General features: G+C 59.5%; 17 protein-coding genes. 7 read left to right on the top strand and 10 right to left on the bottom strand.

Annotation, left to right across the window (positions count from 1 at the left end):
• Nucleotides 1-21 precede the first annotated feature (21 nt).
• Complete coding sequence (locus tag LDN82_RS06195; protein ID WP_224166760.1) at nucleotides 22-957, bottom strand: hypothetical protein; 936 nt, start codon at nucleotides 955-957, stop codon at nucleotides 22-24.
• 120 nt (nucleotides 958-1,077) lie between these two features.
• Nucleotides 1,078-1,647 carry a phosphoribosylglycinamide formyltransferase gene (gene purN / locus LDN82_RS06190; RefSeq protein WP_224166759.1) on the bottom strand — a complete coding sequence of 190 codons (570 nt, stop codon included), beginning with the start codon at nucleotides 1,645-1,647 and terminating at the stop codon, nucleotides 1,078-1,080.
• Between the two features lie 11 nt (nucleotides 1,648-1,658).
• On the opposite strand from purN, the gene LDN82_RS06185 reads away from it, so the two are divergent.
• Nucleotides 1,659-2,108, top strand: a complete 450-nt coding sequence (locus LDN82_RS06185; protein WP_224166758.1) for a hypothetical protein — start codon at nucleotides 1,659-1,661, stop codon at nucleotides 2,106-2,108.
• 32 nt (nucleotides 2,109-2,140) lie between these two features.
• Here the strand turns inward: LDN82_RS06185 and LDN82_RS06180 are convergent, their stop codons facing one another.
• On the bottom strand, nucleotides 2,141-3,472 hold the full coding sequence (locus LDN82_RS06180) for a DUF6350 family protein (RefSeq protein WP_224091470.1): 1,332 nt from the start codon (nucleotides 3,470-3,472) through the stop codon (nucleotides 2,141-2,143).
• A 128-nt stretch (nucleotides 3,473-3,600) separates the two neighbouring features.
• Between LDN82_RS06180 and LDN82_RS06175 the strand changes: the two genes are divergently transcribed.
• The 3 genes from LDN82_RS06175 to LDN82_RS06165 all read left to right on the top strand — a co-directional run bounded on the left by LDN82_RS06175 (nucleotide 3,601) and on the right by LDN82_RS06165 (nucleotide 6,100).
• Nucleotides 3,601-4,071, top strand: coding sequence for a DUF4383 domain-containing protein (locus LDN82_RS06175; RefSeq protein ID WP_224166757.1), 471 nt, complete (start codon nucleotides 3,601-3,603; stop codon nucleotides 4,069-4,071).
• A gap of 312 nt (nucleotides 4,072-4,383) precedes the next feature.
• Nucleotides 4,384-5,868: a flotillin family protein gene (locus tag LDN82_RS06170; protein WP_224091468.1), complete on the top strand. Its 1,485-nt coding sequence runs from the start codon at nucleotides 4,384-4,386 to the stop codon at nucleotides 5,866-5,868.
• The gene (locus tag LDN82_RS06165) at nucleotides 5,861-6,100 is read left to right on the top strand and encodes a hypothetical protein (protein ID WP_224091466.1); all 240 of its coding nucleotides are present in this window, start codon (nucleotides 5,861-5,863) and stop codon (nucleotides 6,098-6,100) included. Before LDN82_RS06170 ends, LDN82_RS06165 begins: the two co-directional genes overlap by 8 nt.
• Nucleotides 6,101-6,131: 31 nt before the next feature.
• Here LDN82_RS06165 and LDN82_RS06160 read toward each other — a convergent pair whose 3' ends face one another.
• From LDN82_RS06160 to LDN82_RS06150, 3 genes are all read right to left on the bottom strand, one after another.
• The gene (locus tag LDN82_RS06160) at nucleotides 6,132-6,509 is read right to left on the bottom strand and encodes a hypothetical protein (protein WP_224091464.1); all 378 of its coding nucleotides are present in this window, start codon (nucleotides 6,507-6,509) and stop codon (nucleotides 6,132-6,134) included.
• Nucleotides 6,506-6,949, bottom strand: a complete 444-nt coding sequence (locus LDN82_RS06155) for a DnaJ domain-containing protein (protein ID WP_224166756.1) — start codon at nucleotides 6,947-6,949, stop codon at nucleotides 6,506-6,508. Before LDN82_RS06155 ends, LDN82_RS06160 begins: the two co-directional genes overlap by 4 nt.
• 226 nt (nucleotides 6,950-7,175) lie before the next feature.
• Nucleotides 7,176-7,598: an Hsp20/alpha crystallin family protein gene (locus LDN82_RS06150; RefSeq protein ID WP_224091460.1), complete on the bottom strand. Its 423-nt coding sequence runs from the start codon at nucleotides 7,596-7,598 to the stop codon at nucleotides 7,176-7,178.
• A 142-nt stretch (nucleotides 7,599-7,740) separates the two neighbouring features.
• On the opposite strand from LDN82_RS06150, the gene LDN82_RS06145 reads away from it, so the two are divergent.
• The 3 genes from LDN82_RS06145 (at nucleotide 7,741) to LDN82_RS06135 (ending at nucleotide 8,914) form a co-directional block, all read left to right on the top strand.
• Entirely contained in the window at nucleotides 7,741-8,193 is a 453-nt protein-coding gene (locus LDN82_RS06145) for a MerR family transcriptional regulator (protein WP_346347113.1), read from the top strand.
• Nucleotides 8,194-8,311: 118 nt separating this feature from the next.
• Nucleotides 8,312-8,575, top strand: coding sequence for a hypothetical protein (locus LDN82_RS06140; protein WP_224166755.1), 264 nt, complete (start codon nucleotides 8,312-8,314; stop codon nucleotides 8,573-8,575).
• 126 nt (nucleotides 8,576-8,701) lie between these two features.
• A complete protein-coding gene (locus tag LDN82_RS06135; protein WP_224166754.1) occupies nucleotides 8,702-8,914 on the top strand; it encodes a hypothetical protein in 213 nt (70 codons plus the stop codon).
• Between the two features lie 99 nt (nucleotides 8,915-9,013).
• Here LDN82_RS06135 and LDN82_RS06130 read toward each other — a convergent pair whose 3' ends face one another.
• The 4 genes from LDN82_RS06130 to LDN82_RS06115 form a co-directional block, all read right to left on the bottom strand.
• The gene (locus LDN82_RS06130) at nucleotides 9,014-9,643 is read right to left on the bottom strand and encodes a hypothetical protein (protein WP_224166753.1); all 630 of its coding nucleotides are present in this window, start codon (nucleotides 9,641-9,643) and stop codon (nucleotides 9,014-9,016) included.
• Between the two features lie 899 nt (nucleotides 9,644-10,542).
• Nucleotides 10,543-11,256: a class I SAM-dependent methyltransferase gene (locus LDN82_RS06125; protein WP_224166752.1), complete on the bottom strand. Its 714-nt coding sequence runs from the start codon at nucleotides 11,254-11,256 to the stop codon at nucleotides 10,543-10,545.
• A complete protein-coding gene (locus tag LDN82_RS06120; protein WP_224166751.1) occupies nucleotides 11,249-11,749 on the bottom strand; it encodes a hypothetical protein in 501 nt (166 codons plus the stop codon). Before LDN82_RS06120 ends, LDN82_RS06125 begins: the two co-directional genes overlap by 8 nt.
• A gap of 260 nt (nucleotides 11,750-12,009) precedes the next feature.
• Nucleotides 12,010-13,701, bottom strand: a complete 1,692-nt coding sequence (locus LDN82_RS06115; RefSeq protein WP_224166750.1) for an FG-GAP-like repeat-containing protein — start codon at nucleotides 13,699-13,701, stop codon at nucleotides 12,010-12,012.
• Nucleotides 13,702-13,857 lie beyond the last annotated feature (156 nt).

The raw sequence follows: 13,857 nt of genomic DNA, 5'->3' as shown, positions 1-13,857 counted from the left end.
CTAAACGCGCACAACTGCGACTTACTTGGGTGACCAACCGCGTTGCTCGAGCGCCCGCCTCACCTTGGCCACCGCGGACCTCGCGCCGGTGGTCATGTGACGCTTGGAGATCCGGACCAGGATCCACCCTGCCCGGCTGAACTCCTCCTCGCGGGCAATATCCCGCACGATCTGCTCGGCGTCCGAATGGCCCTCCCCGTCGTATTCGACCGCCACCCGCCACTCGCGATAAGTTACATCCGATTGACGCACGACGCCGGGACCCAACTCCGTGGGCACGTTGACTTCCGCAGTCGGTAGCCCCGCCCGGTCCAGTGCCAGCCGAAGCCGCGTTTCGGGGGCCGAGTCGGCGCCGACGCACGCCTGTTCCAAAGCAAGACGGGCTTTGCGGATCCCCGGTGTTCCCCAGTGGCGATCCAACATTTCTTCCAGGTCATCCACCGTGCAGTAAGGCGCGCTGCGGCCCTCGAATTCCGGCCTCGGTATGCGCAGCAAGTGATCCGCCACCACAGTGATCTCGTCGATGTCCATTTTCCGCGCGCAGTCCAACCATGTTCGGGCTCTGCTCGTGATGTACAGGCCGTTGAGCGTGGTGATTTCGTCTTCAAAGAACTGGCCCCGGTGGCCAATGACGCCTCGGCGACGAGGAATTGCCATGGTGTGAGGGCGTGCGATGTGGATTCTTGGGTCATTGCTGCCTGGCAAGAACGCCGGAAACCCCCACAACAGGAAGGCAGTCGCGTGGGACGCGGCTGAGAACGGAGTAACAAGGGTCACCGGACGAACGGTTTCAGCAAGGGCGAGCGGAGCATCCGACTGAGGTATCCGAATCGCCCGGCTCGGTGAGACCAGGCTTCGGTGACTCAGCCGCCGTCGGGATACTCCCGCTGCAACGGCTTCCTGCCAGGTGAAAGGCAGCGAAGCGAGTGATTCAGGAAGGGGTCGCGGAGTCTTCATGCCCCATGCTGACAAACTTCCCTATGGGCGTGCGGCGTTATCCACAGGCAGAGGACGTCAACCGGAATCTAAGTAGCAGCACTGCGCGTTTTGAGGGCGCAAAACGCGCTTAAATGCGACCTAGTTGGGAGAAGCGGCGAGGTCGGCCAGCGTCTGGACCAGCAGGCGGCGCTCCACTACCTTGATGCGCTCGTGCAGGGTTTCCTCGGTGTCATTCGGCAGCACGGATACTGCCTCCTGGGCAATGATGGGCCCCGTGTCCACGCCGGCGTCGGCCCAGTGAACCGTGCAACCCGTGACCTTCACGCCGTAAGCCATGGCGTCGCGGACACCGTGGGCACCGGGGAAGGACGGCAGCAGCGCCGGGTGTGTGTTGACGTACTTGCCGTTGAAGGCTTCGATGAAGTCGGCGCTCACGATCCGCATGAATCCTGAAGACACCACCACGTCCGGGTTATAGGAAAGGACCTTGTCGCGGAGGGCGGCGTCCCATTCGGCGCGGGTTTCGAACGAGTTGAAGTTCACCACGAAGGTCTCAATGCCCGCCTCGTCCGAGCGCTCCACGCCGTAAGTATCGGGGCGGTCAGCGCCCACAGCGGCGATCTCAACATCCAGTTCACCCGACTTCACGGCGTCGATGACAGCCTGAAGATTGGAACCAGTACCGGACACGAGGACAACAATGCGCATTGCACTAGCTTATGGGCGGCTCGCGTAGGCTGGAAAACATGAATCCCGACGTCGGTCCCAAGCCGAGCCAGCAACCCCGCACCGCCGCGGAAAAGTCCGCTTTCGGCGTGACACAGATCCTGTTCCGCGCTTTCCTTTTGTCGGCTTTGGGATCGTTTTTCGTGTTCTCCCTGAACGTGAACTACGTGTGGTTGAGCGCCATCCTGACGATCGCCGGTTTGGTGCTCGGGATTGTGGTCCTGGTCCGGACGGTGAAGTACAAGCACCCTCGGCTGGTGTTGTTCGGCACCATCTCGGGACTCGTGGTCTCGGCGATCATGTGCCTGCTGATTCTGACGTCTGTGCTCTTCTTCAAACAAGTCACCACTTATCAGGATTGCGCTCGCTCGGCGCTGACCGAATCCGCCAAGACACAGTGCCTCACGCAGCTTGAGGACTCGATGCCGGGCCCGGTCCGCTAAAGCGAGCCCAACCAAAAGCCCAGCCGGCAACCTCAGGCGTGTTCGTCGTCGAACGCTACTTCGTCCAGGTTCGCCTCGCGCAGCTTCTGGCGGCGTTCCAGCCAAGGCCCCACTGCGTAACCGATCACGACGCCGATGCCCACTTCGGCGGCCAGCCAGACTGCCGTCCACAAGGGGTGGGGTCCGATTTCCGTGAGCCGGCCGATACCTGCTGAACCACGGGCGACCCATGCGAGCGCACCGCTCAGGACACCGGCGACAGCTCCAACGAACGCCCCCAGGAACAGTGTGGACGCCGCCGCGGTGAACCAGCGGGCCTTAATTTTGATGGAGAGCCATTCGTCGAAGTGGTTTTCGCCTTCGCGGAGGAACCACCAGCCGGCCATGATCCCCGCAACGACGGGGAGTGCGAGAGCCATGGCTCCGGCGTCGAGTTGTCCGGCGGGAAGCCCGCCGAAAACGGGGACGGCAGGCAGGGGTCCGACGGCGGTGCCCAGCGGCCCGGCGTGCGAGCCGACACCGAGCGAGAAGCCAGCCCCGGAGGACCAGGCCAAAGCGAAGACTACGAGGTTGGGAAGGAAGCCGAGTTGCGCGATCGTGAGGACGGCCCCGCCCAGAGCGCCGGCTTGGAGGCCTTCGTAAACAGCGATGATGTCCGTCCAGTGCCACACGATGTCCACGGCCAACAGGACCGCGGCCAGGCACACGGCGGCCATGGTCGCAACGAATCCGGCCTTCAGCGCTGAGCCGACGTAGGAGCCCGCCCACCGTGAGTGTTGGCTGGTCTTGGCGATCCAGGCGACGGCGTCCACACCGATGAGCCTGCTCCAGGAGCCTGCCTCACGCCGGGCGCCGACCACCAGGCCCAATGCGAAGGAGATCAGCGGAATGGTCATGGCGAACCACAGGTTGATGACCACCTCGGGGGTGCGGCACACGAATCCTGTCGCTGTCCCGAACGCGGCGTAAACAAGGCAGGCACCGAGGAACGCCTGCCACAGCTGGTCCGTGTAGGACGCGCGGGCAAGTCGTCGTCCCGCCCGCCATGCAAGCAGGAACGGAATGAGCGTCAGGCCCAAGGGAATCAGCGAAAGAAGACCAGTTCCAGGCTGGCCGGCTGTGCCCACGTTGACCTGTGCCAAGGTCAGCGGAACACCATGGATCAGCAGCCAGGCCTGCCCGGCCAGGCGCGCCAGGAAGTCCACGTTCCGGTTCTGGAATCCGTCGGTGGCCCACACTCCCACCAGGGGAAGCACAACAACGATGGCCGAAATGAAGGCTGCCTGTGCCGCTTCCAAACCGCCCTGTAGCCAAAGGGGCATCGGGAGGCCACGGTTTCCGGTCTGATCAGCGCGCAGTTTCATCGTGTCCTATCGTGCCACGGTAGGCAGCGCTCCCCCGGCAGGCGCCCTGTAATACCGCCAATTCCAGCGCTTTTTGCATGAACCGGCCGTAAAATGGGAGATGTTCGCAAAGGTGACTGGAGGACGACATGAGTACGTCTGCTTCACATGCACGCGGTGTCCATTTCGGACGGCAAGACATCCAGGTGGTAGGTCTGGGTGTGGGTGTCATCGTTGGGCTGGTGGGCATCCTGGGCTTCATTCCAGGCATCACCATGCAGTACCCGGAGCTGCAATTCTTCGGCCCGGACTCGCATGCGATGCTCTTTGGCGTGTTCCAGGTATCCGTGCTGCTCAACCTCGTACAGCTGGCCATCGGCGCGACGGGTTGGGCCATGTCCCGCACAGCACACGGCGCGCGGAACTTCCTGATGGGCTTTGGCGCCCTGTACATCGTGCTGAGCATCTATGGGCTGAGCGTCGGAGTCGATTCCGCAGCCAACTTCCTGTCGCTGAATTCTGTGGACAACTGGTCTCATATGGTGCTGGGCATCCTGATGATCGCCGCTGGTTGGATGTTCGCCCAGTACTTCACAGACGATAAAAAGGCCCGGAAATAATAGAAGCCGGGAACTAGGAGCGGCCAATGAACAGGTGTCACAACTAATAAACAGAAAGTCGTACTAGCAGCTGGTGCAGCCACCTACGGATTCTCTCCAAAGGTTGCACCAGCCTTCTTTGTTAAGGCTCGACGGCGGGTTGCCGGGTTGCGGGGCGAGGCTCCGGCCTGGCTGGGCGTCGTGGCACAAATGACGCACAAAAGTGCTGGACTTCCCTGCTGCAGCCCAACGAGACTGTGTACACGAACAGGCACATGGCCTATGGGGGTCAACGGATGAGGCCGGTTCACATCGTCTGAAGGGACAAGGTCAATGAACGACCTCTCGGCATTTTTCCCCTTGATCGCCGGCATTCTTGGCGTGGTTGTTGTCATCGGCTTTGTGTGGCTGGCAACCAAGGCGATGTGGAAGGTGGCGGAACCGAACGAGGCCCTGATCATCTCCGGGTTGACCCGTGGCACGCTCGAAAATACGGACGGCATGGATTTCAAGATCGTCACGGGCAAGGGCGCTTTGGTGGTTCCGGGGCTGCAAACGGTCCGCACCCTCGCGCTGACGCTGAATGAGACGGAACTCAAGGTTTCCTGTGTCACGTCCCAGGGCATCCAGGTGATTGTGGACGGCGTGGTGATCTACAAGATTGGCGACGCTCCCCCGTTCATCGCGAACGCTGCGCGAAGATTCCTGGGGCAGCAGCCGAAGATGGAGAGCCAGGTCTACAACGTGTTTGAAGGGCATCTCCGCTCGATCATCGGCAGCATGACCGTTGAGGAAATCATCCGCGAGCGCGACAAGCTCGCCTCACTCGTCCGCAGTGCCAGTGGCGTGGAGATGGAGAAGCTGGGCCTCGTGGTCGATTCGCTGCAGATCAAGGACCTGCAGGACCCCACGGGATACATCCAGAACCTGGCCAAGCCGCACATTGCCCAGGTCAAGATGGAGGCCCGGATCGCTGAGGCCACACGCAACCGTGAGGCGGCTGAGAAGGAAGCGGAAGCTGCTGCACTGATTGCTGATGCCCAAAGCCTGTCGGCCATCAAGCAATCCGCTGCGCAGGCGAATGCTGAACAGGCCCGGGCCAACGCTGCCCAGGCCGGACCGTTGGCCGATGCTACTGCCCGGCAGCAGGTGGTAGTCCAGGAGACCGAGGTCGCAAAGCTCGAGGCCGACCGCGAAGAGCAGAAGTTGCAGACAACGATCCGCAAGCCTGCCGATGCCAAGGCCTACGCCCAGAGGACCGAGGCTGAAGCGAAGAAGGCCGCTGATATCAGTGCCGCCGAGGCCCTCGCGAAGCGCATCGAACTGGACGCGCAAGCGAACGCCCGGCGCGTTGAACTCGAGGCCCAAGCCAATGCTGGAGCTGCGGCGGCAATGGCAGGTGCAACCCGCGTGACAGGTGAAGCCGAGGCCGCTGCGACGACGGCCCGAGGAAATGCGGCAGCATCCGCAGTCAAGGCCAAGGCGTTGGCTGAGGCAGAAGGCATCAAGGCCCGTGGTGAAGCGTTGGAGACAAACCAGGAAGCTGTCATCAACCAGCAAATCGCCGAGAACATGCCCGCCATCGTTTCCGCCGCGGCAGAGCCTTTCTCGCGCATCGGTCAGCTGACGGTGCTCAACGGCGGCGACGGGCTGAACAGCATGGTGGGTGGAATCCTGTCCCAGGTTGGGAGCTTCCTGCCGTCCCTGGCTTCGGCCTTGAAGGGGAACGGAGCCAACCGACCGACTGCGGCGCCCACCCGGCCCACGGCCGTGAAGTCCCCGCCGGCGAAGGCGTCAGATGCGGCGTCAGATGCATAGAGAGGTCAATCGGAGCCTCACCGGCAAAATTGGAAGGGTGACCGGGACCATCGCGCCGGGCACCATCGGCGAAGTCATGCTCCCCTTCCATGGCGGTACCAGCGCATTTTTTGCCTACCCGTTCGACAAGACGAGCGTCTTTCCTGTGGGCGAGAAGGTGCTGGTGATTTACTTTGAGCCGCCCCAGACCGTCTACGTCGACGAGCTTCCGGATGTACTTCGGGAACCCTGACGTGGGGACTGGGCCGACAACGCAAAAAATACTAGGGCTGCGGTCCGTAGATGAATTCCTTGGCGTGATGGACTGCCTTCTTGAAGGCGTCGTTACGCAACGAGACCTGCTCTTTGCTCCCACCCTTGCCGGGTTCGATGAACGTAGTTGGCCCTGGGCGGAGGATCCAAATATCCCCGGCCGGCGGAAGGTAAAAGACGCCGAAGGACCGATGTTCGGGATCGTCCGTCCAAATGGGAACCACGGCCACAGCCGCACCAGTATCAACATTGATCCATTGAGCGCGCGGCATGGGCTGCTCGTGGACTTCCGGGTCCAGGAACGGCGCCGTGCCCTTTCCCCAACGATTCTCGAATCGCTCGTAGAACGCGGGCATCAGATGGCTGTCGTACGAGCGCCAGGCACTCATAAGTATCTCCTTCGGACTTTGGGCGACGGGTATCCGGGGTTCGTCCCGGGCAGCGGTTCCCAGTGGACGGGGCCGAACACGAGAGGCTGCTGATCCTTTTGACTGGCAGCGGGAGTAGCCGGCGTCTTGTGGACGCGGACCTTTACCGGCTTCCCGGTGGAACCGCTGGACCCTGATGAGCCGGCCGACGAGCTACCCGTTCTCCGGCTGCGGTCGTACGCACTCCGTTTCGCCGGATCCGAGAGCACAACATACGCCTGCATGATGGCGTGCAGTTTCTGGAGGTCGGCCGCCTTGGTGGTGTCGCCGTCGTCGGCCTTTTTGCGGGTATCAGGGTGGTGGGTGCGGAGCAGAGAGCGGTAGGCGTGGGTGATTTCACGGGCTGTCGCGCCGGGAGCCACGTTCAAGATCGCGTAGTAGTCGGGTTGGTTGGTGCTCACTGCTGGTTCCGGATAAGTGCTGCGGATTTGGCGATGGCCCCCGGCATGGGCCGGGGGCCATCAATCGGGAGACAACGTCGGGGACCGCGTTTCATCTGCACGACAAGTGCTGTGGCGTGGCGCGAAGCCTGCGCCCATCTGTTCCGATGCGGTCGGTCTGAAGCTCCCGGCCTGACGCCCCGCTGGTCAGCCACCCCCGGGTGGAGCTCCAGCGGGGCAGCTTTGGTTAGGCGTTGATCTCCTGCCGTTGGCTGTTGGAAGAAATCTCGATACGCCGCGGCTTTGCCTTCTCGGCGACGGGGATGCGGAGTGTCAGCACACCTGCGTCGTAGCTGGCCTGGATGCCTTCGGTGTCCAGGGTGTCACCCAGAATGAGCTGCCGGCTGAAGACGCCTTGCGGGCGTTCGGCGGCAATCATCTCGGTGTTCTCGCCCGCAGGCGACTTACGTTCTGCCTTAACCGTCAGGACGTTGCTTTCGACGTCCAGTTCCACCGAATCAGGCGTGACGCCCGGCAGATCGAAGGCAACAATGAATTGCCCGTCCTCCTGCCAAGCATCCATCGGCATGCCGGCAGGCCTTGCTGTTGTGCCAAAAACCTGTTGGGCGAGCCTGTCGAATTCGCGGAACGGGTCTGTGCGCATCAGCATTTGGTTCTCACTCCTTCAGATCTTGATGCGGTTTTGTTGTTCTGCCAGCCTTCCAGATCTGTGTTGGCTGGTATAGATTTTTTATAGCACCGGTGAGAGAGTGGTGCAAGAGGTTTTTTCAAAGATTTTTTGAGAGGTTTGCATGGCTGGCGATGGTGACACCGAGCGTCTGGATCACGACGGCGGTACGCCCGCGGAGGCGGACGGCGCTGGCGCACGTGACGCTGCGGACCGGGACGGTCGTGGTGTCTACGCCATTTCCGTTGCGGCCGAACTGGTAGGCACCGGGCAACAGAACATCCGGCAGTACGAGCGCAAAGGGCTTCTCACTCCTGAAAGGACCGACGGCGGCACTCGCCGCTACAGCGAACAGGACCTTGAGACCCTCCGAAGGATTGGCGCACTCCTGGACGAAGGCCTGAACCTGGCCGGGGTGAAGCGCGTGCTGGAGCTGGAGGCCGCAAACCGGGGACTAACGGAGGACAACCGGGGCCTGGCCGACGACAATCGCGAGCTCCGGGCGGACAACCGCGGGCTCAAAGAAGACAACCGCGGGCTACGGAAGGATCTGAAACGGGCGCGGGGTGGGGACTGACACTGGGCGAGGCGTGGTTTTTCGATTCGGTGGTGAGTACTCCCAGTCGCGATGCCACCATATGCATCCGATCCACAGCGGTCCGACCTGTTCAATGACCGCCGTCGGGACTCGTACCGTGAGCACCGCACTTGGTCTCCTTCCCTGCCTAAAGGACGGTGCAGAAAATTCATCACCGCATCGCACAAAAATCGAGAACGTCATGAAAAACATGCTCACACTCAGGCTTGCGCCTGTAGCAGTATTGCTCGCCGCGTTGCTCGCACGGGCGGCGCCCGCACCGGCGCCAACTACACCATTTTCCTTCCCGCAGGACAGGTTGTTCATTCAATCTGGAGTTGAAAGCAACGAGTGGAAAACTCCAAACGAAAGAATTCACTGATGCCGACGGCAACGTCGTACGCCTACTTACAGCCGGCAAGGGCGTATTGCTGACATACACCAACTACGGGACGAAACCGAAGAAGGCGATTGCAGGCGAATAGTGTCCATCCGAACAGACGGTCCGGTGTCCAGCACACGAGTCAATGCCGATGGGACACTGACAGTCACCGCGACCGGCCACAATGGGCTGATCATGTCCCCCACCGATGAGACTGCAGGACCCTCGACCATTCACTACATTGGAAACTTGGTCTACATCATTGACCCGGCAACCGGCGTCTTTAAGTTCGTGAGCAGCTCGGGCCATCAGCGGGATATCTGCGCTGAGCTGGCCTGACCTAAGAGGGTGTACGAAACGACCAACTCCAAGAACTAGCGATGGAGGCCGCCTCCGTATCCGGACCGGCCTCCAGACTCTAAAATTGGTCCTGCCGTGCTACAGACCGGATCCGAAACCGATTATTGTGGGGTCGTTTCGGGATGGCGATGTAAAATCGACTTCCGAAAAGGCCAATCCGATGATCGATGACTTCGCCGGAACAAGATAAGCCCAAGTCATGGTCGATTCAAAACCCGGCTGCAGTTGAGCATTGCACTCAGGATTCCCCTTAATTTTGTAGGTGTCCTGAATGGGGCTGTACACCTGCGCCGAACCGTTGAAAACCTTGATGTCAATCGGGTAGCCACAGGTCAAGTCGATCGGTGCCTTGGCATTGTTCACTACGACTGCGTTCACGACGATGAAGCGGCCGCCGCTTTGAGCTGGAACATCTTCATACGTTTCGTATCCACTTCCAGCCCGGTAGTTGGAAGTGTTCATGCTGACCGCGGGAGACGAGACAGCTGAAGTCACCGTAATTTGGATGCCACCGTGGACCGCAGCATCCCCGATCTGAGCTATCTTCTTCGTCGGCGTCGGTGTCGGTGTTGGTGACTTTTTCTCAGTGGCAACGGCCGAAGCTGTGCTTGTCGTCGAGTCCACGGAAACTGGGGCAACCGCCGGAGAAGCGCACCCGGAGAGCACAACCAGGGTGCCAAGCGCCAGAAACAGAACTTTTCTTTTCAATGGATCCCCTTTTGAGTGATGATGCTCCAAGCGAACGGAGCAAACTCAGCATACGGAATACCGGTTTGTTTAAGGGCATATGACATGCGGCAATACCCGTCCCGCAGCATTCAGATGACAAACATGTGAGACGCTTCTTCATCAACTCGTCTCCAAATGAAAATCGCCCCCTTGAGCCTAAGCTCAGAGGGGAGCGATGTCTGATCACTAAAAGCTAACACAGGACGCCGACAAGCAAACTCCAAGGATCAACATGGATTTCGCTTGCCTTGGGCCCGGCCAAAAGTAGCTGGTTGGGTCAAAGGATGCCGTCATGCCTTCCCAGCCCTGGCCGATCTTTGTTGAGGCGTGCCATGCCGGACCGCCGCTGTTGACGAACAACCACAAAGACCCACGACTTGCCCTACGGCTGGAGATCCGGTCAACAACGATCCGAGCAGAGCCCCGATGACTGCCAAGGCGGCTCTTGCCCTTTTTCGTCAGGGCACAACAGAACGGAGCACGCGTGCGCGAGGTAACCAAGAACACGGAGACTCCAAGAAATTGTGAAGCGATTGTCGCATCAATGAGCGGAGCCTACAGCCCTGTCAGGGGACTCGAAGAATCGCCGTCATCCCGTTCCCGCCCCTTGCGCGACGCATTGGTGTGCACGCGTGGTTCGATGGACGTGCGATGGGTCAAAGGTAATCCACCGGTGGCCACCGCGTCGCTGAAAAACTCGTGGGCTCGGCCCGCTCTATGCCAAACACAGATACTATGGGCTGCCTCACAGCCGGCAAGGACATACGGTCCGCCAAGTGCGGTCTGACCGACTCATGTCTGGACTAACCGCTTAGCAGCAGACCGCGGCAGGTGGTGGATAACACATGGTAGTTGAAACCTTAGCCCTCAAACCTACGTCACCCTCTGATCGCTGAAAGAAGCAGGAACCTGGGGTTCCCTCCATGCGGGCCGGAAAGCTCCTTTATCTTTACATCGTGAAAACCAGCGTGGTATAGAGCCTCAAAATATCGACTCAGAGACCTGTGCACGTGAGTTGTCTTTTTCGTTAGAGTTTCCTTCGCAATTCTGAAGTCACCTTCAATGAAGATCTCAGCAGAATAGTCAAACCACGGCTCTTCGAAGTATCCAAGATACTTAGGCCAGAAGTAGGGATGGGTTATCGTAGCGTAGAAGCTCGAGCCGACCGCGAGAAGCGCATGTATAGCCTCCAGTGAAGATTCCAACGACGGCGCATCCATAAGGAACATATTGGCATAAGCAAAATCAAAGCTAGAGGTCGCATTCCGCGAATAATCCTCGATGGACGCATGCACGTAGTCAACATTTTCACTGTTGTTTTCAGAAGTAGCCACTCTGATGCTGTTGCCGCTGAAGTCAACGCCAGTCACATGATCCACACTGGTCGCCACGGCAGCCGTGAGGTCCCCGGTACCACAACCCACGTCAAGAACCCGACTCGGATTCCATTCCAAAACACAGGACATAATAGTCGGTGCAAGAACTGAATGAAAACTCTCATCTAAGCCGGTCGCGATCTGACGATGCCGTTCAGGGGCTACGTCATCCCACTCACCGGCAATCGCCTGCGCATCCTTAGATACCTTATACATTTGATTTTTCGTTTGATGCCCGCTCAAGCGTTTTCCTGAAAACTGTTAGCATGTCCTTGGCTATCAGCAGTGCAGGATCATCAACTTCACTGTGCCGGGTTATTCGGTGAAAGTTTCCCCTAGTACGTCCAACCGCAAGTTCAATGCTTTGACTATCTGTATTAATGAGCGTGAAGCGAGTATTGATTGCGCTATCAAGCGATGAACCATAGTAGTAGATGTTTGCACCTGCAATGACAAGTTCGCGACTTTTTTCGGTTTCCTCCTGCATGAAGATGGACAGCTCATTAGCCTCGGCCTTCACTTTCAAGAGGCCAATTGTCACAGCTCCCGCCCAACTCATGTCCCGGGTAAAGACCGCAACATTTCCTGAGTCTGAGAAGATTTTTTGCATGTGGTCTTCAACGTCTGCACGGAAGAACTTCCCTCTAAATTCGCTGATACCCGCTTTGGCGATCTTGATTTCGAACGCAAGCCCCCAAAGGATAGCCACGACACCTATCAGTCCAATTATTATAGCCACAAGATTTGGCGCCGGGACCGCCAATACCCAAGACAAAATTATTGCGCTAAGAGCCACTATGCTGCGAATTATAATCAAAATCATTATTACCCGGTTTCTCGATCGAGCTTATATAAGACTCGAAGACTTTATCAGTAGTCACCGCACTCTCCTTTCACACTGCGATCGGAGAAGGCCCAGAAAGGTGTCGTGGGTGAATGCCGTAGGTAGCCGTGCCGAACGAAGGAAACTCACAGAATCGCCGTCATCCCGTTCCACCCCGTGCCAACGCGGGAAGCCGACGGCCACCAGGATCCTCCTTGCCCCGAGTACAGCCAAAGTTCCCCGGCGCCGTTTCGGGCCAGGATATCCGCGCGCCCGTCGCCGTCGAAGTCTCCGGGTCCAACCAGGGAGTTCATGACGTTCCACCCTTGACCGATTGTCTGCCGAGACTGCCAGCTGCCGTAACCGTTCGGAGGGTAGAGCCACAGTGCACCGGCGCCGTCGCGGGCAGCGATATCGGACAGGCCGTCACCGTTGAAGTCGCCGACGCCAGTGATCTCGGACATGTCCGACCACCCTGAACCGACCCACATCCTGGGTAACCAGCCGCCGCTGCCATCTCCCCGATAAACCCAAAGGGCACCCCCACGGTCGCGCGCTGCAACGTCTACAAACCCCTCGCCGTGGAAGTCAATCCCCTCGATCGCGCTCATGCCTTCCCAGCCACTGCCGACCTGTACCCGCGGTTTCCAGCCTGCTGAGCCGTTACCCGGATACAGCCAGAGGAGGCCCCCTCCATCACGGGCAAGCACATCAGCGTGGCCATCGCCGTTGAAGTCGCCGGGAGCAACCAGTGCCGTCATGACGTTCCACCCTTGCCCGACCTGGAGGCGAGGCAGCCACCCACCCGCGCCGTTACCGGGGTAGAGCCACAGCACGCCGGAAGCTTCCCGAGCCAAAATGTCAGCAAAGCCATCGCCGTTGAAGTCATTCTTAACAGGCGCCGGCACCGTCCCATCGATCACCGACACGGAGTCGCTGCCATTGTTAGCCACGTACGCCTTTCCCGTAGACGGGTTCGCAGCCGCTGAAACCGGGTTCTGCCCCGTGAAGACCGCCGAGACACTGTTGTCGGCGCCATCGATGATGGTGGTTCCCCGGCCGGACATAGGGACGTAGATCTTGTTGCTTCTTTGATCCACCACTATGTCGCTGACGAGCGAGGGGGTGATGATCTGCACAATTTCAGTCAGGGTGGCCCCGTCAATGACTTTGACGTAGCCGTCCGTGGAGTTGCTGTCTGCAGCCACGTAGATCCGATTGGTGGCCGGGTTGACGGCTAACATTCCCACTTTGCTGGAAGATTCGATCTTTCCCGTGGTTTTATCGGTTGCGCCGTCAATCACGCCCACGCCGGCACCGTACCTACCCAGCGTGGTGTAGTACATCTTGTTGGTTGCCTGATTGACTGCGAGGGCGCGAATGAACCCAGCGCCGATGATGACGTCGCCGGTAACGCTGCCAGCAGCGTTGATGACTCTGATAGTTCCGCTGGAGTTTACGTAGACCTTGTTCGTGACGGGGTTGACCACGATGTCCTGTGCACCTCCCGAGAGAGGAACAGTGGAAATTGCGTTCGTAACACCGTCGATGATGGCAACGCCGGAAGCGATACCGACGTAGATCTTGTTGCTCGTTTCGTTCACCGCCACCGCGCCAGCCCCGGACCCCACGGGCAAAGACGTTACGGCGCGCGTCACGCCGTCAACCATCGCAACGGACCCACCAATCTCGCTGACGTAGATCTTGTTGGTCGCAGTGTTCACGGCAACGTCCACGGGCATGTCTCCCGAATACAAGACGTCTCCGCCAGAAGCTCCATTGATGACGAACACGCCCTCAAACGTGGCAACATACGCCTGGTTCGTCAGAGGGTTCACGGCAATTTTCCCAGGCTGGTCCCCCACAGGAACAACATTCGTCACCGCATCTGCAACAGCCGGCGAGACGGTCGTTGTCAAAGGACCAAGCGTTCCCAGCAACAAAGCCAAGCCCAATCCGACGGCGACTGTCCGCGCCGCCGCCCGGCGCCGATG

The sequence above is a fragment of the Arthrobacter sp. StoSoilA2 genome, from assembly GCF_019977195.1.
Classification (GTDB): Bacteria; Actinomycetota; Actinomycetes; order Actinomycetales; family Micrococcaceae; genus Arthrobacter.
The sequence above is the reverse complement of the archived record's forward strand: the minus strand, read 5'-3'. Positions and strand labels throughout refer to the sequence as shown.

Coding starts and splice junctions, on each gene's coding strand:
- LDN82_RS06195 (WP_224166760.1), bottom strand. CDS start 957: ATGAAGACTCCGCGACCCCTTCCTGAATCACTCGCTTCGCTGCCTTTC.
- purN (WP_224166759.1), bottom strand. CDS start 1,647: ATGCGCATTGTTGTCCTCGTGTCCGGTACTGGTTCCAATCTTCAGGCT.
- LDN82_RS06185 (WP_224166758.1), top strand. CDS start 1,659: ATGGGCGGCTCGCGTAGGCTGGAAAACATGAATCCCGACGTCGGTCCC.
- LDN82_RS06180 (WP_224091470.1), bottom strand. CDS start 3,472: ATGAAACTGCGCGCTGATCAGACCGGAAACCGTGGCCTCCCGATGCCC.
- LDN82_RS06175 (WP_224166757.1), top strand. CDS start 3,601: ATGAGTACGTCTGCTTCACATGCACGCGGTGTCCATTTCGGACGGCAA.
- LDN82_RS06170 (WP_224091468.1), top strand. CDS start 4,384: ATGAACGACCTCTCGGCATTTTTCCCCTTGATCGCCGGCATTCTTGGC.
- LDN82_RS06165 (WP_224091466.1), top strand. CDS start 5,861: ATGCATAGAGAGGTCAATCGGAGCCTCACCGGCAAAATTGGAAGGGTG.
- LDN82_RS06160 (WP_224091464.1), bottom strand. CDS start 6,509: ATGAGTGCCTGGCGCTCGTACGACAGCCATCTGATGCCCGCGTTCTAC.
- LDN82_RS06150 (WP_224091460.1), bottom strand. CDS start 7,598: ATGCTGATGCGCACAGACCCGTTCCGCGAATTCGACAGGCTCGCCCAA.
- LDN82_RS06145 (WP_346347113.1), top strand. CDS start 7,741: ATGGCTGGCGATGGTGACACCGAGCGTCTGGATCACGACGGCGGTACG.
- LDN82_RS06125 (WP_224166752.1), bottom strand. CDS start 11,256: ATGTATAAGGTATCTAAGGATGCGCAGGCGATTGCCGGTGAGTGGGAT.